Source organism: Carboxylicivirga taeanensis, assembly GCF_051851475.1.
Lineage (GTDB): Bacteria > Bacteroidota > Bacteroidia > Bacteroidales > Marinilabiliaceae > Carboxylicivirga > Carboxylicivirga taeanensis.
This window is the reverse complement of sequence record NZ_JBPUSJ010000012.1, coordinates 115,853-133,069: the sequence shown is the minus strand read 5'-3', so window position 1 is coordinate 133,069 and position 17,217 is coordinate 115,853. Positions and strand designations below refer to the sequence as shown.

21 protein-coding genes are annotated in these 17,217 nt (G+C 39.4%); 11 read left to right on the top strand and 10 right to left on the bottom strand.

What is annotated here, in order from left to right:
• The 9 genes from ACSX1H_RS15905 to ACSX1H_RS15865 form a co-directional block, all read left to right on the top strand.
• A partial coding sequence (locus ACSX1H_RS15905) for a hypothetical protein (RefSeq protein ID WP_439185221.1) occupies positions 1 to 239 on the top strand: 239 nt, incomplete at its 5' end.
• Between the two features lie 263 nt (positions 240 to 502).
• The gene (mbhE, locus tag ACSX1H_RS15900) at positions 503 to 2,803 is read left to right on the top strand and encodes a hydrogen gas-evolving membrane-bound hydrogenase subunit E (protein WP_439185220.1); all 2,301 of its coding nucleotides are present in this window, start codon (positions 503 to 505) and stop codon (positions 2,801 to 2,803) included.
• The gene (locus tag ACSX1H_RS15895; RefSeq protein WP_439185219.1) at positions 2,800 to 3,216 is read left to right on the top strand and encodes an MnhB domain-containing protein; all 417 of its coding nucleotides are present in this window, start codon (positions 2,800 to 2,802) and stop codon (positions 3,214 to 3,216) included. Before mbhE ends, ACSX1H_RS15895 begins: the two co-directional genes overlap by 4 nt.
• On the top strand, positions 3,216 to 3,563 hold the full coding sequence (locus ACSX1H_RS15890; RefSeq protein WP_439185218.1) for an NADH-quinone oxidoreductase subunit K: 348 nt from the start codon (positions 3,216 to 3,218) through the stop codon (positions 3,561 to 3,563). The genes ACSX1H_RS15895 and ACSX1H_RS15890 overlap by 1 nt, the downstream gene beginning before the upstream one ends.
• Positions 3,564 to 3,696: 133 nt before the next feature.
• A complete protein-coding gene (locus ACSX1H_RS15885) occupies positions 3,697 to 5,058 on the top strand; it encodes a proton-conducting transporter transmembrane domain-containing protein (RefSeq protein WP_439185217.1) in 1,362 nt (453 codons plus the stop codon).
• Positions 5,055 to 5,390 carry a Na+/H+ antiporter subunit E gene (locus ACSX1H_RS15880; RefSeq protein WP_439185216.1) on the top strand — a complete coding sequence of 112 codons (336 nt, stop codon included), beginning with the start codon at positions 5,055 to 5,057 and terminating at the stop codon, positions 5,388 to 5,390. The genes ACSX1H_RS15885 and ACSX1H_RS15880 overlap by 4 nt, the downstream gene beginning before the upstream one ends.
• Positions 5,383 to 5,655, top strand: a complete 273-nt coding sequence (locus tag ACSX1H_RS15875) for an MrpF/PhaF family protein (protein ID WP_439185215.1) — start codon at positions 5,383 to 5,385, stop codon at positions 5,653 to 5,655. Before ACSX1H_RS15880 ends, ACSX1H_RS15875 begins: the two co-directional genes overlap by 8 nt.
• Positions 5,652 to 5,924, top strand: a complete 273-nt coding sequence (mnhG, locus tag ACSX1H_RS15870; protein WP_439185214.1) for a monovalent cation/H(+) antiporter subunit G — start codon at positions 5,652 to 5,654, stop codon at positions 5,922 to 5,924. Before ACSX1H_RS15875 ends, mnhG begins: the two co-directional genes overlap by 4 nt.
• Positions 5,925 to 6,061: 137 nt before the next feature.
• Positions 6,062 to 7,207 (top strand): universal stress protein, encoded by a 1,146-nt coding sequence (locus ACSX1H_RS15865; RefSeq protein ID WP_439185213.1) that lies wholly within the window; start codon positions 6,062 to 6,064, stop codon positions 7,205 to 7,207.
• Positions 7,208 to 7,278: 71 nt separating this feature from the next.
• Here ACSX1H_RS15865 and ACSX1H_RS15860 read toward each other — a convergent pair whose 3' ends face one another.
• The 8 genes from ACSX1H_RS15860 to nusB form a co-directional block, all read right to left on the bottom strand.
• Entirely contained in the window at positions 7,279 to 8,004 is a 726-nt protein-coding gene (locus ACSX1H_RS15860) for a hypothetical protein (protein WP_439185212.1), read from the bottom strand.
• A 128-nt stretch (positions 8,005 to 8,132) separates the two neighbouring features.
• Entirely contained in the window at positions 8,133 to 8,546 is a 414-nt protein-coding gene (locus tag ACSX1H_RS15855) for a DUF5606 family protein (RefSeq protein ID WP_439185211.1), read from the bottom strand.
• A 72-nt stretch (positions 8,547 to 8,618) separates the two neighbouring features.
• Complete coding sequence (locus ACSX1H_RS15850) at positions 8,619 to 9,347, bottom strand: TerB family tellurite resistance protein (RefSeq protein WP_439185210.1); 729 nt, start codon at positions 9,345 to 9,347, stop codon at positions 8,619 to 8,621.
• Positions 9,347 to 9,922 (bottom strand): dephospho-CoA kinase, encoded by a 576-nt coding sequence (gene coaE / locus ACSX1H_RS15845; RefSeq protein WP_439185209.1) that lies wholly within the window; start codon positions 9,920 to 9,922, stop codon positions 9,347 to 9,349. The genes ACSX1H_RS15850 and coaE overlap by 1 nt, the downstream gene beginning before the upstream one ends.
• The gene (locus tag ACSX1H_RS15840) at positions 9,922 to 10,938 is read right to left on the bottom strand and encodes a CdaR family protein (RefSeq protein ID WP_439185208.1); all 1,017 of its coding nucleotides are present in this window, start codon (positions 10,936 to 10,938) and stop codon (positions 9,922 to 9,924) included. Before ACSX1H_RS15840 ends, coaE begins: the two co-directional genes overlap by 1 nt.
• A gap of 72 nt (positions 10,939 to 11,010) precedes the next feature.
• A complete protein-coding gene (yajC, locus tag ACSX1H_RS15835) occupies positions 11,011 to 11,337 on the bottom strand; it encodes a preprotein translocase subunit YajC (protein ID WP_439185207.1) in 327 nt (108 codons plus the stop codon).
• A 20-nt stretch (positions 11,338 to 11,357) separates the two neighbouring features.
• A complete protein-coding gene (locus ACSX1H_RS15830) occupies positions 11,358 to 11,759 on the bottom strand; it encodes a DUF1573 domain-containing protein (protein ID WP_439185206.1) in 402 nt (133 codons plus the stop codon).
• Positions 11,760 to 11,765: 6 nt separating this feature from the next.
• Positions 11,766 to 12,665: a transcription antitermination factor NusB gene (nusB, locus tag ACSX1H_RS15825; protein ID WP_439185205.1), complete on the bottom strand. Its 900-nt coding sequence runs from the start codon at positions 12,663 to 12,665 to the stop codon at positions 11,766 to 11,768.
• Positions 12,666 to 13,108: 443 nt separating this feature from the next.
• On the opposite strand from nusB, the gene ACSX1H_RS15820 reads away from it, so the two are divergent.
• Positions 13,109 to 13,468 (top strand): DUF3276 family protein, encoded by a 360-nt coding sequence (locus ACSX1H_RS15820; RefSeq protein WP_439185204.1) that lies wholly within the window; start codon positions 13,109 to 13,111, stop codon positions 13,466 to 13,468.
• Between the two features lie 51 nt (positions 13,469 to 13,519).
• On the opposite strand, the gene ACSX1H_RS15815 is transcribed toward ACSX1H_RS15820, so the two are convergent.
• Both ACSX1H_RS15815 and ACSX1H_RS15810 read right to left on the bottom strand, forming a co-directional pair.
• Entirely contained in the window at positions 13,520 to 13,825 is a 306-nt protein-coding gene (locus ACSX1H_RS15815) for a thiamine-binding protein (RefSeq protein WP_439185203.1), read from the bottom strand.
• On the bottom strand, positions 13,797 to 14,561 hold the full coding sequence (locus ACSX1H_RS15810) for a hypothetical protein (RefSeq protein WP_439185202.1): 765 nt from the start codon (positions 14,559 to 14,561) through the stop codon (positions 13,797 to 13,799). The genes ACSX1H_RS15815 and ACSX1H_RS15810 overlap by 29 nt, the downstream gene beginning before the upstream one ends.
• A gap of 157 nt (positions 14,562 to 14,718) precedes the next feature.
• Between ACSX1H_RS15810 and feoB the strand changes: the two genes are divergently transcribed.
• Positions 14,719 to 17,214 (top strand): ferrous iron transport protein B, encoded by a 2,496-nt coding sequence (feoB, locus tag ACSX1H_RS15805; RefSeq protein WP_439185201.1) that lies wholly within the window; start codon positions 14,719 to 14,721, stop codon positions 17,212 to 17,214.
• Positions 17,215 to 17,217 lie beyond the last annotated feature (3 nt).

The following is a 17,217-nucleotide window of genomic DNA, read 5'->3' as shown; positions in this document are numbered from 1 at the left end:
AGTCGCTGTTTTTAGACCGGATTGCTAATATATTACTTATCGAAGCCCCTGTCAAGACCAACTCTTATTACCTTTCATTACGTATCGATAAATGCTTGAAACCCTTATCAATCCTGCCCTTTCACGAGTACCATTGTCCTCAAAAGCGGGTGCAAAATAAGGAACTATTTTGCGAAAATGCAAATTTATTTTTCGCCCAAATGCCCCACCCTACACCCAAATCAATACTTAACAACTGATAATGCGATGATTGAAATCAAATTATTTTGAAGAAACTTTCTGTCGCGCACTAACCAGAGCTCTTTATTTCGATAGTTCCACATTTCTAAATAGCGCCTTTTTGCCAAATGTGCTATGCTCAAAAGCTCAGCATAGCTTGTTAGAAATAAGCAGCTCAATCAATGAACAGAAAAGGCTATCAGTCTGTTGATAATGAAACCAGAAATAATATTGAGTTAAGTTTAGACCAAACTATAGGCTACAAAACAAAACCTCATAATCCATGGCAATTATTCTGATCATATATTTTGTTAGTGCACTGAGTGTATTTATTCTGCCGCAGAAAGTAAAAAGGCATACCGGCCTCATACTAGCCGGCATTCAAGCTGCTTTTTTTTCGTTTTTCTTTTCGAAAATAACCAGCATTGCTAACGGTCAGTCTATTAATACCTTTATAGATTGGATGCCCACAATTGGGCTTAATCTGGAATTTTCTTTAAATGGCTTAAGCATCACATTTGCCCTGTTGATTACAGGAATCGGCGCTCTTGTATTCGCTTACGCATCAGCATATATGCGCTCATACAAAGGAACGGATAAATTTTTCTTTTACCTTTTTTTATTTAGCGGAGCTATGCTGGGACTGGTATTATCTGCTAACTTCATTCAACTTTTTATCTTTTGGGAGCTTACCAGTTTTCTGTCGTTTCTGCTCATCAGCTTCTTTAACTATAAAGAAACAGCCAGAAAGGCAGCTTTTCAGTCACTCTTCATAACAGGATTTGGTGGACTGCTTCTTCTGTGCGGAATTGTACTAATTGGCAGCACTGTTGAAAGCTACTCTTATAGTGTTTGGGTAGAACAGGCTGATACTATAAAATCTAGTTATCTGTATCGCCCCGCACTCATTCTAATATTAGTGGGGGCTTTTACAAAATCGGCCCAGTTTCCTTTTCACTTCTGGCTGCCAGGTGCCATGCAGGCTCCCACTCCCGTTAGCGCCTATTTGCACTCAGCCACTATGGTGAAGGCCGGCATTTTTTTACTGGCACTTCTCAATCCTATTTTGGGCAATACCAGTACCTGGGTTTACACAATTACTTCAGTAGGAGCAATAACGATGTTTTTGGGAGCGTACTTTGCTATTACTCAAACTGATTTAAAAGCAATTCTTGCCTACACCACTATCAGTGCATTGGGTACATTAATGCTATTAATAGGAATAGATACGAAACTATCCTTTAAAGCAGCTATGCTATTTTTGTTTGTCCATGCTTTTTACAAAGCTGCGTTATTTATGATCGCCGGCTTTATCGATAAAAAAACAGGGACCAGAAACATTAACGAATTAGGCGGGTTAAGGTACTCTATGCCCATAACATTTGCCATTAGCCTCCTGGCTTTGTTTTCCATGGCTGGATTACCTCCAATGCTAGGCTTTTTAGGTAAAGAACTTATTTACGAAGCAAAAGCTCAATCACCTCAAATTGCCTCTTTGGTGCTTACTTTGGGGGTTGGCGGTAACGCATTAATGGTGGCCGTCTCTATGCACTTTTTATATCACGTTTTTTTAAAGAAGCGTAAAGCCTACGCCCAACCTATTAACGAAAAGGGCTTACTATATTTGCTGGGTCCCAGCATTCTGGCTTTACTCAGCCTATTATTAGGCTTACTCCCCGGTATTTTAGGTGAAACCATGATTGAGCCAGCATTGAGCATGATTCGCAAAGAGCTAATTGACATAAAGCTAAAGCTATGGCATGGTTTTAATGATATCTTCATGCTAAGCATGTTGACTATTCTTATTGGCACAATTACTTTCGTAATTAGCCTGCGCTTTAAAACATTTCTACAAGCCTGGCATCGTTTTAACAACCAAATCTTTACTATTAAGTTTACGGAACTTTTTAGTAGTACACTGAAATTTTTCTTAGAAATATCGGCACGCAACACCAAACTTATTCAGCATGGTTATCATCGTTATTACCTACTCAGTGTTATTCTGTTAGTATCCATTTTTCTTTGGTTACAAGTATATAATACTCGAAATTGGATTTTGGATAGCTCATTGAGCCTCAACCCTTATTACATGAGCGGCTTAATTGCTATTATTGGCTGCGCTGCCATATACGCAAGCCTGGCACAGTCGCGTCTAACCACCATTATTGCCATGGGCGTAAGTGGATACGGAATTTCGTTAATCTACTTATATTATAGCGCGGTTGATTTGGCAATAACCCAAATACTTGTAGAAACCCTAATCGTTGTGGTGTTTGTTCTGGTACTGCAGCGATTACCAGTTTTTGCCATATTATCCTCACGATTAACCCGTTTTCGCGATCTGCTTATAGCCCTCTGTTTTGGTGGAGTAATGACTGTGTTAGCACTAAAAGCAATAAATGTAGAATTTCACCATCCCATCTCTGATTTAATTATTAAAAACAGCCTGACTAATGCCTATGGCAAAAATGTAGTCAATGTTATCTTAGTTGATTTCAGGGCTTTAGACACATTGGGCGAGGTAACGGTACTAACCATAGCAGCCATTGGCGTTTTTGTTTTACTAAAAGCTAAAAGAGTATGAATTCTGTTATTTTACAACTAGCAGCCCGAGTAATAAAGTTTCTACTAATTCTGTTCGCACTAATAGCCCTTTACAGAGGTCATAATTACCCTGGTGGCGGATTTATAGGTGGCCTGCTCGCTGCTCTGTCCATCATCTTTTACAGTTTTGCCTTTAACTGGCAGGAGGCAATAAAAAAACTTAAGGTAAAACCCACAACATATATCTTATGGGGACTTCTGCTAATCGTATGTAGTATTTTACCAAGCCTTCTCTTTCAACAGGATGTGATGAAAGGATTTTGGATTAGTATTCCACTTGAATTGACCGACCCCCTTAAACTCGGCACCCCCTTACTTTTTGACATCGGTGTTTTTATGGCTGTAATTGGAGTAACACTGGTCTTTTTTTTCACCTTAATAAAGAGCCGATAATGGAAATATTAATAGCGATACTAGTAGGAGTACTTTATACTGCTGGGGCCTACATGGTTTTGCGCCGCAGCATTTTAAAATTTATTATCGGTCTGATATTTTTGAGTAATGCTACCAACTTATTTGTCTTTCTATCGTCTGGTTTGGTGGCCGGTCAGCCCGCTTTTGTCACCACCGCCCAACCATCTGGTGAGCATATGGCCGATCCGCTCCCACAGGCTTTAGTTCTGACTGCTGTAGTCATAGGCTTTGGATTAATAGTGTTTGCTCTGGCGCTAAAGCTCAAATTCTTCGAAACTACAGGTACGGATGATTTGGATCAACTAAAAAAAACAGATACAAATTGATATGACAGCATTAGCTTTACCTATTTTACTACCATTTTTACTAATACTGGTGCTACTGGCCCTTAAATCGCACAAAGTGGCCCAGTCTGTCGGTATTATCGGGAGCAGCGCACTACTGCTGCTAACCGTCTACTTGTTTTTTCAAGTAAGGGCGCAAGGTATTCTTACATTAAACATGGGTGGCTGGCAAGCACCAATGGGCATAACTTTGGTAATCGATCACCTGAGCGCCTTAATGCTTATCGTATCTGCCCTCATTGTATTGGCCATTTCTATATATTCAGTCTACTTTATGCCGGGTTCTCACCAGTCAAGCCGGTTCTATGTTTTCTTCTTTGCTTTAACAATGGGAGTCAACGGAGCTTTAACGACTGGAGATGTGTTTAATTTATATGTTTGGTTTGAGGTAATTTTGATCGCATCCTTTGCATTAATTATTCTTGGGCATTCAAAAGAGCAACTGGAAGGGGGAATTAAATATATGGCTTTAAACTTAATTGGTTCCCTATTGTTTTTAGCCGGACTAGGATTGCTATATGGGAAAACGGGTACCTTAAACATGGCACACTTGGCGCAGATTTTGCGGGCACATGAGCAACCCGTGCTCATCAATTCTTCCACCGCTCTATTTTTTATCGCCTTTGGTATAAAAGCAGCAGTGTTTCCACTATTCTTTTGGCTACCTGCTTCTTACCACACTCCAAACATCACAGTTACCGCTCTATTTGCAGGCTTGCTCACCAAAGTAGGAGTGTATGCACTTATTCGTTTCTTTACTTTGTTTTTTACTCAAGATCAGTCCTTTTGGCTAAGCACTCTTGCTGTAATAGCAGGGTTTACTATGGTAATAGGTGGTATGGCAGCCTCGGCACATTATGACATCAGGCGAATCTTATCCTACCATATTATTAGTCAAATAGGCTATATGATAATGGGATTGGCGATTTTTACCCCATTGGCAATTGCTGGGGCAATCTTTTTTATGCTTCATAATATGATTGCAAAAACTAACACGTTTTTGCTTGCGGGTATAATACACCGCACCAAAGGCAGCTTTGACCTGAAAGAAGTGGGCGGCCTATTAAATCAGAGCCCAATAATCGCCATTTTATTTATCATCCCGGCCTTTGCTTTGGTTGGAGTTCCTCCCCTTTCGGGCTTTTTTGCAAAATTTTTATTAATCAAATCAGGCATTGAAGCTCATGACTATCTTTTAGTAGCCGCAGCCATACTAACTGCCATGTTTACGCTCTATTCCATGATAAAAATTTGGAATGAAGCGTTTTTAAAAGAAGATCCCCAAAGCAACCCCAACATAATTAATCATAAAGAGCTGTATGGCTTTCATTTATTACCCTCAGTAATCCTTGCTTTAGTAAGTATTGGGATGGGAATTTTTGCAGCTCCCTTTTTTGAATATACACTGCAAGCAGCCAATGAGTTGATTGATCCGAACGAGTACATTCAACGTGTATTAAACCCTTCCGCGCCATGAAACTAATTCTCAAATTCTATCACACGGTTATATTTATAGGACTCTATCTATATAAACTGATACAGTCTAATTTATATATTGCCTACGACCTTTTAACACCCCACCTAAAAACCCACCCAGGTATTATTCGTGTGCCCCTAATATTAAAATCAGATACAGCCTTACTTCTTTTTAGTAATCTGGTATCCATGACTCCAGGCTCATTATCGATCGACATCACCCACGATAGAAAACTCATGCTGGTGCACATCCTTTATCTAGACAACGAACAAACCATACTAAATGAGTTTGAAGACATGCAAAACAAAATAAAAATAATAGCCGATGAATGACCCCATACTAGACAATGCTTTTGTAATTGCTGCAACATTTTTATTAGTAGCATTTGCCCTCACCTTATTTAGATTAGTAAAAGGGCCAACTATTCAAGACCGGATTGTTGCAATGGATCTGATAGCTTCTATCAGCATGGCCTTCATTCTACTCTATAGCATGCTTATGAGGCAAGCCGTGTATTTCGATATTACGATAATAATTTCATTAATCTCATTCATCGGCACAGTCGCTATTTCAACCTATTTAAAACGTTACAAATGATGAATTTAGTTATAGCATTGTTAACTATAGTGGGCAGCCTGTTTATTCTGATAGCTGCCATTGGCCTGCTACGTTTTAACAACTTTTACAGCCGGCTGCATGCCACCACAAAAGCCACCTCTTTTGGACTACTTTGGCTGGTAATAGGAGTTGCCTTGTTTTTTTCTTCTGCAATTGTTTGGCTAAAAGCAGTTCTGGTCATGCTGTTTATCTATTTAACAGCTCCTTTAGCAGCTCATGCCACGGCTAAATCAGACGAAGATAAGTAGTTAATTATACTATTTACGAATACGATCTGAGCGAACATCTGGTTAGCTAAAGAACTAAATATGTGATTTTTTGTTTAAACTAAACAAGCCATTTTTCATTTAGAATACCATTACACAACACTTAATTATCAAAGGATATGAAACTACTTGAAAAAATATTGTTAGCTGTTGATATAAACACTACTTACAGCGCTCAAATTGAGGTCGCTGCCAAATTAGCTAATTCATACAACTCACAAGTTATTATTTCTTATGTAATTCCTAAGGAGGTACTTCATCCTGAAATTATTGACATTGTGCACAATGCGGTAGACACAAAGCTCAATGAGATAAAGGACCTACTTGAAAAGGATGGTGTAACGGTGGCTCATTGCATTATCGAAAATGGTAAACCCAGTGAAAAGTTACTGCAATTGGCTACTACTCATGGTGTCAATCTGATATTAGCGGGCTCAGGGAAAGGACAAAGCAACAATTTTAAACTTGGTATTACTGCCGAAAAGCTAATCCAACTATCTGATATTCCAGTTTGGATTGTAAAAAACTCAGAAGAAGTTCAATTTAAGCGCATCCTCTGCCCCGTTGATTTTTCAGAAGCTTCACAAAGAGCCTTAAAAAACGCCATATTACTTACAAAAAACTTTAATAGTCAACTGACTATACTAAACGCCTATAAGCCCTTCACCAACTTATCACCTCGTATACAGGTAGATATGGAAGCTGAAAACTCAAAACTACTTAGGAATCAGAAGCAAACCATGAATAGTTTTTTAGAAGATTTCGACCTAAGTGATGTTAATTTTGAAATAAGTATTGAACCGGGTATTATTCACGAAGTGATATTAGAAAAAATTAAATTGGATAACTCAGACCTTCTGGTGATGGGAACAAATGGCCGGTCCGTTATTAACCGATTTATGATGGGCAGCATTACCGAACGTGTGGTGCGCGAAGTTCCTTGCCCCTTCATTACCACTAAAGCGCAAGATATTTTTCAACTCCGGTTTGACAATGAATTAAAGGAAATCGAAGTGCATTTAGAAAATGCTCAGCGCTTAATCGATAAAGGCTTTCTTGAAGAGGCGATTCAGCAGTATCAGATTTGCCTTCAGATTAACGACATGCACATACCATCAATGTATCGCCTGGCCGGTATTTATCAGAAAATGGGCCAAAAATCAAAAGCTGATTATTACGAAAATATGGCGAAAGAGGTACTTAATAAGCTTTGGGACAAACAAATTGAATATGAGATTAGAAATCATTACAAATCCTTGAAATAGCTTTTGGGTTGCCAAAAAAATAGTAGCATGCTTTAAAATAACCTACAGATAAACAAATTTGGGTGGTCGTATTAAATTCTGGCATTGTAAGCCCGACCACTTCTTTCTCCGTTCCATATTTTATTAAAATCACGCGTATCAAACTGCCAGCTTAATGAAATATAAAACATTTGTGTACTTCCATAGCGCGAATAGTCGTTCAATGGATTATCTCCTTTTGAAAAATCACTATTCAAGAAGTCATCCAGATAATATTTAAATTTAAGGTTTAACCCTCGTGGAAACTGCACGCCTGCAAAAACGGAGGGGACGAAACGCTTGGTACGGTTGCTGAACCACTCGGATGTTTTATGCTTGTCGCCATCTATCCAGTACTTGTATTTATAATGAAACAATAACTCATACTCGGCTCCTCCAAATAAGTAGAAATGCTCTTTAAATGCACCAAGCTTAAAGGCTATTGGCAAACCCAAGCTATAGGAACGATGCTTTTCCTTCTCAACACCCAAATCCAGGGCATCATCTTTGGTGATAAAGCCAATATTACGCAGTGCCAACCCCGAATACAAGCCAATGGTATTTGTGAAGTCGAGGTGCACATATTGTCCAACATGAAGAAACATACTAAAGCGAGGAACACCGGCAACATTTTCGTGCGGTCCACCGGCTAAAGGGGCCTGCTCCACATCAGCCCAACTAAAAATCATCTCACCACTTGTGACGGTATACAGCTGCGATTGTGCATTTAATGTTCCTCCACAGGTAAGTAGAACCAGCAAAATAAAATATGTTCTCATTATGTAACGTTTAGGATTATTCAAACTCTATCAACAAATATAGCCATAACGAACTACATATCAACACAAAAAAAAAGAGACACCTTATCCAGATGCCTCTTCCTCATATTATTCTACTCAGTGGAGTCTTAAGCAGACTCTTCTTCCGTTTCTTCAACCGCATTGGGATCGAACATTTCGTTCTCAATTAATAGGTTGTACCAAGTCAGCACTTTTTTAATATCAGAAACATATACTCTATCCTTATCATATAAAGGCAGCACCTCCTCAAAGTATGCCTTTAACTCAGCTGACGAGCTTTTGGGTGAAATAGCCACGCCACCTTCTTCCTTCTCGTAAATTGCCTTAAACACATCGAAGAGCTTCACATCTTCGTCCTCAGTGTAAATGGAAATATCTTCCAAGGCACTGATTCGTGATGTAGCATAGGCCGGCATTTTTTTCCCATCAATCAACGACTCAACAATAATTGAGTTTTTCGCTTGCGACACCAGCTTAAAAAGTCCTCTTTGTCCTGAAATCGCCAATATTCCTTTCAACATATGTTTACTTTTTTTGTGCAAAAATAGAATTATAGATGCTATGAGCAAAAGAATTTCATTAAGTATGGCTAATTATTTTATCCCTCGCTCCTTTTTGATTTGCCCGTAGGCCTCATTAATTTTCTGAAACTTCTTTTCCGCATCTTTTCGGATGTCATCACCCAAATGCGTCACCTTATCAGGATGAAAGCGCACCGCCATCTTTTTATAGGCTCGCTTAATTTCTTCATCGGATGCTGATTCGTCAATTTCTAAAATTTTATACGCAGCTGCAGTGCTTGGAACAAACATCGCACTTATGGCTTCGAAATCTTTTTGTGAAATACCTAAGCCCGATGCAATCTGCTTAAGAAATTGTTGTTCTTCTGCGGAAAATCGGCCATCGGCCAACGCAATACCATATAATAGGTGCATCAGCTGCACCTTCGATGAATAGTTAATGTGCACGCGTGCCTGATGCAGCACTTCACCAACAGGAATGTCCTGATTTAAGATATCTCGCAACATCAGCAGGGCTTTACCCGCTTCCTTCTCCCCGAATGTCGCAATCAGACTACTTTTTACATAATCCAATTCGGAACGCACGACCCGACCATCTGCTTTCATAACAGCGGCAACAAGAACCAATAAGGTCGCTAAAAAGCCACTACGCGCGTTTTGCTCGGGCGACTGCTTACTGTTTTTAACAATAGTCGATTGCTCCTCGGACAAATGACCAAGTACCAAGCCCATAATGGCCCCAATTGGTCCTAAAGTCCACCATCCTATGCTTGCTCCTAAAAATGATCCCAATAATCCCATTATAACTGCTTTAAAATATTCATAACCTGTGGTATAACAAGATGCTGACCATCGCAAGTAATAACAAAATCGGCCAATTTCATTTTCTCATCATCCTGCCACTGATTATTTATTCTTGCAACAACCTCTTGTTTATTCATGTCATCGCGCTGCATTACCCGGCCAATACGTGTTATTTCAGGTGCCACTACCAGTATGGTTTTATCAAACCGGGAATAGTTTCCATTTTCAAATAGAACGGCGGCCTCCTGAAAAACGACATTAAATTCATCCTTTTCAGTACACCATTGTTCAAAGTGATTGGCAACAGCCGGATGAACTATTTCATTCAGTTTTTGCAGTAATTCTTCATTATTAAACACAAGGCTTCCGACATACTTTCGGTTGTATCCCTGTTCATTATAGGCCTCTTTGCCCAATAAGTGAATAATTTGTTCCCGTATGTCCCGATCTTTATTTATCAGCTGCTTAGCTTCTGTATCAGCCTCGTAAACGGGGAAGCCTAGAGCCCTAAGCAGCCGTGCAACGGTTGTTTTTCCACTGCCTATACCTCCTGTTAATCCAACCCTAATCATTACTCTGCCTTTCTTTCCAATAAGTATTCGACAAATACAGGCTGATAAGTCATGTTTTGAATATTGTCCGGATGATCGTTTACTTTTACTTTTAAACGCCGGGGCAGCCTGTTAAAATCCATTTCAGAAAAGTCAATAAGAACATTAAACTCACTCACTTTGTATAGCGGCCGACTTAATCCCAAATTGTAAGAGACATTAACCTCGGAAGGAAATGTTCTCAACTCAAGGCTATCAGGTAAATTCACTGCTTTAATGGGCACCATTATATTGGCTTCGGTAAAAGGCTCCACCGGAAAGGTAACCACCACTCTTTTTGCCTGCATTTCAATATTTTCAGCTTTTTCCAGTGAAACATTACGAACAATGGTATCTGCTAGTTTCTCGAAAGTTAATGGCTTAGTACTGATGAAATCAAGTGAATCGATGATGCTGCCAGCTCCTGATACAATAACGGAATCGGGCTCAACCACAACTGGACCCGACAACTGGCATTGCTGGGCAAAACTAAGTTTAGCATCTACTTTAACGGGTATCTTCTTTGAATGCCTTTTTATTAAGGGTATAAAAAGAGTATCGGGCGTGATAGTTACCAATTCAATCCCCATAACCAGCTCCCGCTCTATCAGTTGAAAGTAATCCTTTGAATTAACATAGGCGCCTGTAATCCCATTAACAGTCACTCTGTTCAGTTGCGAAACATCAATTCCTTTGGCAGAAAATTGATGACGGGTAAGAAAGTTTAAGATTTTAAACCCGCCACCCTTTATTTTTAGCTGTAACTCCCGCTTGGCACTTCCATAAATTATTTCATCCTCACCCACATTCACAAACTTAACCGGATAGGTGACATCGGTTGAATAATTGTCTTTCTGGAGAGCATTCAACACCCAAAAACAGGCTGAAAAGAAAAGAAAAACCAAGAAGATAAGCGCGTTTTTGTCTTCGCGCAACTCCTTGGTTTTATTTTTAATAAGCTGTATATATCTTTTTGCTAGTGCGCTTAAATAATCCATAGTCTAATGATCAGAAAGACAAAAATAATTAATCTTTATCAGAAAACTAGGATCTGGCGGCACTTAAGGCAATTACTTATTTGCAGCTACATCAGTCATATCCATTACAATGGCTGACTTATCCATTTTCACTTTTACGCCATCTGCAATTTCAACCGTAATAAACTGGTCTTTAACTTCGGCCACTTTGCCATAGATACCGCCAGTTGTAATCACTTTATCACCTTTTTTAAGGGCTTCACGATATTTACGTAATTCTTTTTGACGCTTCATCTGCGGACGAATCATAAAAAAGTAAAATACGACGATGATTAAAATGAATGGCGCAAAAGACATCCATGGATTACCACCTTCAGCTGCCTGTGGAGGCAGGTTTAAAAATACGTTAGAAAAACTCATAATTTTATTTTGCTTAATTTTTACTTAATACTAGCCCAAATCAATAGTTCATGTCTTTTTAGGGAGTCATCGGCCAAAACAACAATTTGTTTCACCTGTCGGCCCTTCCAGCCATTTGTATCAAAAATCACTTCAACAAAAGCTGTATCCAAAGGCTTGATTGGCTTTTGGGGAAATACGGCATCGGTGCATCCGCAACCATGTTCAACTTTTTGAATAACTACCGGACTACTCCCCTCATTAATAACCGGAAAGCGATGACCAACTACATCACCACTTGTTAGGCTTCCGAAATTAAAAGACAACTCAGTAAAGCGCAGCTTCCCATTACTTTTTGCAGACTCAGAATTACTGTGCTGATTGCCTGTACATGCACCTAGTTGCATGATTACTATTAGGTATAGTACATGCTTAATCATCATGGTCGCTTAATTAGCCTTTCCTGGTTTGTTAATCACTTTTTCGGCAATCAGATGCTCGGTTATTTTATCAAGCACCCCATTAATAAACACACCGCTCTTACTTGTTGAGTAATACTTGGCTATTTCGATGTATTCATTAAGCGATACATTAATCGGTATATTCTTGAATTCGGTAATTTCGGTAAGCGCCACCTGCATCAGCACAACATCAAGATAAGCCACCCGGTCGAAATCCCAGTTTTTGGTAAACTTCTGAATCAGCTCCATATTGTCTTTATGGTTGACTAATGTTTTACGGCACAAGCGCTGTACAAAATCTCTGTCCTCTTCATCTTTAAACTCAGGAAGCAGTCGTTCTTTCTCTGCATTCTCCTCCTGAAAGCCTTTGATTGTTTTCACAACCATTGAGATGATGAACTCCACTTCATCATTCCAATACACACTTTGCTCTTCGAAAATTGAGTAAAGATTCTCAAACGGTGCAATTACCTTCTCCAATAATTTAGCAATAAATTTTTTGTCGGCTTCATAATCTCCCCCTTCAGTTTCCATATACTCGGTATACAGTTCTGATTCGGTAATCATATTGAACAGGCCTTTGATGGTTTCGGGATGATTGACCCAAGGAGTACCGTTTTTTGTGTTATAAGCCAACAGAGATTCGTTATTGGCCAACTGCATTAGAAAGCCGTTTTCTACAAACCTCATATTTGGATTTAAATCTTCTTCTGAAGGACGTCTCTTTTGTTTGCGAAGCTCAATTCTGTTTTCAGCAAAATTCTTTAGTTCAAGCAATAATAGCAAGAACGCGTGGTACATCTCATGAGATTTGGCTATGCTATGGAATAACTCATTTTCTGTCTGTTGTATCGACACTTCACCCTTCTGGTAATGTGCGTATGCCATCTGCACAACTTTAACTCTTAACAATCGTCTACTTAACATCCTTAAAGAACTTTTTTTACTATATAATTAATGCAAAAGTAGTTTTTTTTTTATTTGCGTCAAGTGCTTTTAGTAAGACTTATTCAATAGTTTTATAAGGCTGCTAAAAACCAGTTGATTCATTTGAAAGATACCTCTGTATATACCTTAATAGAAATCCTATTTTCACGGATAAATTGGGTCATCCAACCCGGTGACACATCTATACAATTATTAACTTATTCAATTATATTAAATACCTGAACCACTCACTATTACTATTAGTGTATGAAAGTTAGACAGTAGACCATCTTGTTTATTTGTTTAAAAAACATAAAAAAATTGTAAAAAAAAGATTGGTTAATAAGGAAATAATTATCATTTTTGAAGCAGACAAGCTGTTTCCAAAAACAATAAAGAAAACGATGGAAGGATTTGAAAAAAACGAAGGATTTGAAAAGAATGATAGAGATGAGATCTTTTCAAAAGCAATAAGGGCAGGTAAAAGAACTTATTTTTTTGATGTAAAAGCAACCCGAAAAAACGATTACTACCTCACAATTACGGAAAGTAAAAAGCGTTTTGATCAGGATGGGAAGTACCATTTTGAAAAACATAAGATTTTCCTTTACAAAGAGGATTTCGAAAAATTTGTTAAAGGGCTCGAAGAAACAGTTGGCTACATTCAACAAAACCAACCAGCCGAAAATACTGAGGAGGTGTTAGAAGAAAGCCTTGCCACAGCTGAATACACCAATGTTGAATTTGAAGATTTACACGAATAAATTAATCCAATATACAACAAAAAGGTTGCTCACATGAGCAACCTTTTTTGCTTACTCATATTTTGCTACCTTATCTTCTATTGTCACATCCTCAACCTGGTGCGACTGAATTTTAAGGTTACACAGCAGATTTTCTGCACCATTGTTGTAGCATGCCTGCTGCACAGCTTCCACCAATTCCATTACTTCGCCATAGGCACCTTCAATCACCGTTTCGAAGGGCGTTACTTTGTGCTTTAGGCCAGACTTCTGGATTAGTTCAATGGCAGCATCTACCATATCATACATTTCATGAGTTTTGGACATTGGCAGTACCTGCACTGCTACATTAACAATCTTCTGTTTGAATTCCATCATTATTCGTATTCTGGTTGGTGTATTTTTGCTCAATCATTTTTTCTATTTCGGCTGACGACAGCTTTTTTACGTTGGTCACCAACAGTGAAGGGCTTAAAAAATTACCTATTTCATTACATTGCACAATAATTTTGGACAACATATTTTTCAGGGCGGTATCCAACGATATTAAGGCCTGAATGGTAACAAAAGACTCGTAAAATTCGATGCTTTCAAGCTCAGCTCGCTCTTTCTTAAACACATAATCGACCTCGCCGCTCACCAGTTCTTTCTGATAGGCTGAGAAAGGCACATATTTATTGGTGAATATCACAATAAAGTAGCGTAACATCTTGCCACGTCCTCCCAGCCCGGTTGAAATAAACAAAGGCTTTTTCTCTAAAAAAACGCTCTGCAACCTCATTTTACTTTCTTGACAAGCCAGCACAGACCAGGCAGCTAATGGTTTATCGGGATGCTCTTTGTAGCGCTGAAGAGTTCTAAAAGCCTCCACTTCATCGATAGATGCCAATTGACAGAGCAACACTTTTTTATCCTCTAATGACACCTCCGAGCTAAAGAGCTTTTCTTTTTGCAGAAGCACCTGCTCCTTTTCCAACTGTTTTTTCTGAAGCTTACTCTCTTTAAAGTACAAACGTTGAAGCTGGATATCAATCTCCTCCTCCAGAATAGCAACATTATCGCCGTACTTATCCAGCAGCTTTTGTATTTTACCTGCTCCGTTCTGTTTACTCATACCTTCTAAACGCGTTTTTGCCCGAAAAGTTATACTTGTCCCCCTACTCCTCGTTTTTACAACTACAAAATCCCTACTTTTGGGTATTGTAACATAGGGTTTGCAAATATACATTTGTACAATCTTATTAAAATGGGAATGTTCAATTAAGTTTTTCATGAATTTATCTGAGTTAAGCAACGGTAATGAGGGCGTCATTGTCAAAGTCAAAGGACATGGGGCCTTTCGGAAACGCATTACCGAGATGGGATTTGTTAAAGGTAAGAAGATAACTGTGGTTAAAAACGCACCTTTGAAGGACCCCATCGAATACCAAATACTTGATTATAAAGTTTCGCTGCGCAAAAGTGAGGCCAAACTAATTGAAGTAGTCACCGTAGATGAAGCAAAAAACATTGCCGATTTAAGCTATCAGGGAACTATCTCTGACGATATTTTAAAGCAATCTGCCAATAAAAAGCACCGGAACATTAATATTGTGCTGGTTGGTAACCCCAATTGTGGAAAAACAACCCTGTTTAACTATGCCAGTGGCGCAAAAGAGCATGTTGGCAATTACAGTGGTGTAACGGTCGACTCTAAAGCGGCGACCTTTAATCACAAGGGCTATCAATTCAACATCATCGACCTGCCGGGTACTTATAGCATCTCTGCCTATTCGCCCGAAGAAAAATTTGTTCGAGAATACATTACCAATGAAAATCCCGACATTGTAGTTAACGTATTAGACAGTTCTAACCTGGAGCGTAACTTATTCCTGACTACGCAGCTAATTGATCTGGATATAAAAGTGGTGGTTGCCCTCAATATGTTTGATGAAATGCAACGCCGGGGCGACCGACTAAATTACGAGCAGCTTGGGGGCATGCTGGGCATTCCCTTTGTTCCAACAGTTAGCTCGAGAGGAAAAGGTGTGACCGAACTGTTTGATAAACTGATTGATGTATATGAAGACAGAGATCCTGTTGTGCGACATATCCACATCAATTATGGAAAACCTATTGAGTCGGCCATTGAGGTGCTCGACCGGATGTTTGCCAAAGTGGGCGGCATTGCCAACCGCATCTCACCCCGCTACCTGGCAATTAAAGCCTTGGAAAAAGACAAGCAGCTATTTGAGTACATGCGGGCCAACGCTCAGCAATACCAACAAATCATTGATGAAACAGAGATACAGACAGCCAAAATAGAGAAACAATCACTAGAGGATTCTGAATCAGTATTTATTGATGCCCGTTATGGTTTCGTGGCTGGTGCATTAAAAGAAACGTTTAAAGAAAATCCCCAAACCAGACGCCGACGTACAGACAGCATCGACAATATCATCACACACCGTCTTTTTGGGTTTCCTATTTTCATCTTTTTCATGTGGCTGATGTTTCAAACCACATTTAAATTGGGCGAGTACCCCATGAACTGGATCGAAACAGGTGTCGCCTATTTATCCGATTTTGTAAGTAATGTGATGCCCGATGGCTCGCTAAAGCACTTACTGGTTGATGGAGTAATTGGTGGCGTTGGGGGTGTCATTGTTTTTCTGCCCAACATACTAATACTGTTCTTCTTCATCTCTTTTATGGAGGATACCGGATACATGGCTCGTGCAGCCTTCATCATGGACAAGCTCATGCATAAAATGGGCCTGCATGGCAAGTCATTTATCCCACTGGTAATGGGATTTGGCTGCAATGTGCCGGCGGTTATGGCTTCGCGAACCATTGAGAACCGCAACAACCGGCTGCTTACCATGCTAATTAACCCATTTATGTCGTGCAGTGCACGCCTGCCGGTTTACATTTTGATTATTGGAGCCATCTTTCCGGAGAACGCAGGAACCATGCTGTTTATGATCTATGGTATTGGCATTTTGCTGGCAGTAATAATTGCCCGCCTATTCAAGCGTTTTATATTTAAGCACGATGAAGTGCCCTTTGTGATGGAGCTTCCTCCCTACCGCATTCCTACCATCAAAAATACCATCAGGCATATGTGGAACAAAGGGGCTGAATACCTCAAGAAAATGGGGGGCATAATCCTAGTCGCCTCCATTATTATTTGGTTTTTAAGCTACTACCCACAAAACGCTAATTATTCGGAAGATTTTGATGCCAAAATAGAACAGCTCAATACTGAATACGCTCCTTTAATTGCAACGAGCGAAGCACCAGTAAAGCAGCATTACCAAAAGGTGTTGCAAGAGAAAACGGATTCGATTGAATTGATTAAAAAGGGCGAGCATCAAAGCAACACCTATATTGGCCGATTAGGCCAAACGATTGAACCGGTTATTAAACCCTTGGGTTTTGATTGGAAAATGGGCGTGAGTCTGATTACTGGAATTGCAGCCAAAGAGATTGTGATCAGTACCATGGCGGTGATCTATCATAGCGATGATGATACCGAAGACTCGAAACAGCTTATCGCGCAGATACGGGATGAAAAGCACCCGGACGGACGCCCGGTGTTTAATAAAGTAACAGCGTTTGGGTTCATGGTTTTCATACTAATTTACTTCCCTTGTATTGCGGTGATTGCAGCTATACGTAAAGAATCGGGTTCGTGGAAATGGGCAATATTTACCATTGTATACACAACCGGATTGGCATGGATTTTAGCTTTTGCAGTGAACCAGGTAGGAAGTTTGATGTTATAGAAT

Excerpts from the sequence above, each read along its gene's own strand:
- ACSX1H_RS15830 (WP_439185206.1), bottom strand. The coding sequence starts at position 11,759 with ATGATGATTAAGCATGTACTATACCTAATAGTAATCATGCAACTAGGT.
- ACSX1H_RS15840 (WP_439185208.1), bottom strand. The coding sequence starts at position 10,938 with ATGGATTATTTAAGCGCACTAGCAAAAAGATATATACAGCTTATTAAA.
- ACSX1H_RS15815 (WP_439185203.1), bottom strand. The coding sequence starts at position 13,825 with ATGATGGAATTCAAACAGAAGATTGTTAATGTAGCAGTGCAGGTACTG.
- ACSX1H_RS15855 (WP_439185211.1), bottom strand. The coding sequence starts at position 8,546 with ATGTTGAAAGGAATATTGGCGATTTCAGGACAAAGAGGACTTTTTAAG.
- ACSX1H_RS15860 (WP_439185212.1), bottom strand. The coding sequence starts at position 8,004 with ATGAGAACATATTTTATTTTGCTGGTTCTACTTACCTGTGGAGGAACA.
- feoB (WP_439185201.1), top strand. The coding sequence starts at position 14,719 with ATGAATTTATCTGAGTTAAGCAACGGTAATGAGGGCGTCATTGTCAAA.
- mbhE (WP_439185220.1), top strand. The coding sequence starts at position 503 with ATGGCAATTATTCTGATCATATATTTTGTTAGTGCACTGAGTGTATTT.
- ACSX1H_RS15875 (WP_439185215.1), top strand. The coding sequence starts at position 5,383 with ATGAATGACCCCATACTAGACAATGCTTTTGTAATTGCTGCAACATTT.
- coaE (WP_439185209.1), bottom strand. The coding sequence starts at position 9,922 with ATGATTAGGGTTGGATTAACAGGAGGTATAGGCAGTGGAAAAACAACC.
- ACSX1H_RS15810 (WP_439185202.1), bottom strand. The coding sequence starts at position 14,561 with ATGAGTAAACAGAACGGAGCAGGTAAAATACAAAAGCTGCTGGATAAG.
- ACSX1H_RS15895 (WP_439185219.1), top strand. The coding sequence starts at position 2,800 with ATGAATTCTGTTATTTTACAACTAGCAGCCCGAGTAATAAAGTTTCTA.
- ACSX1H_RS15820 (WP_439185204.1), top strand. The coding sequence starts at position 13,109 with ATGGAAGGATTTGAAAAAAACGAAGGATTTGAAAAGAATGATAGAGAT.
- ACSX1H_RS15880 (WP_439185216.1), top strand. The coding sequence starts at position 5,055 with ATGAAACTAATTCTCAAATTCTATCACACGGTTATATTTATAGGACTC.
- mnhG (WP_439185214.1), top strand. The coding sequence starts at position 5,652 with ATGATGAATTTAGTTATAGCATTGTTAACTATAGTGGGCAGCCTGTTT.
- nusB (WP_439185205.1), bottom strand. The coding sequence starts at position 12,665 with ATGGCATACGCACATTACCAGAAGGGTGAAGTGTCGATACAACAGACA.
- ACSX1H_RS15850 (WP_439185210.1), bottom strand. The coding sequence starts at position 9,347 with ATGGGATTATTGGGATCATTTTTAGGAGCAAGCATAGGATGGTGGACT.
- ACSX1H_RS15890 (WP_439185218.1), top strand. The coding sequence starts at position 3,216 with ATGGAAATATTAATAGCGATACTAGTAGGAGTACTTTATACTGCTGGG.
- yajC (WP_439185207.1), bottom strand. The coding sequence starts at position 11,337 with ATGAGTTTTTCTAACGTATTTTTAAACCTGCCTCCACAGGCAGCTGAA.
- ACSX1H_RS15865 (WP_439185213.1), top strand. The coding sequence starts at position 6,062 with ATGAAACTACTTGAAAAAATATTGTTAGCTGTTGATATAAACACTACT.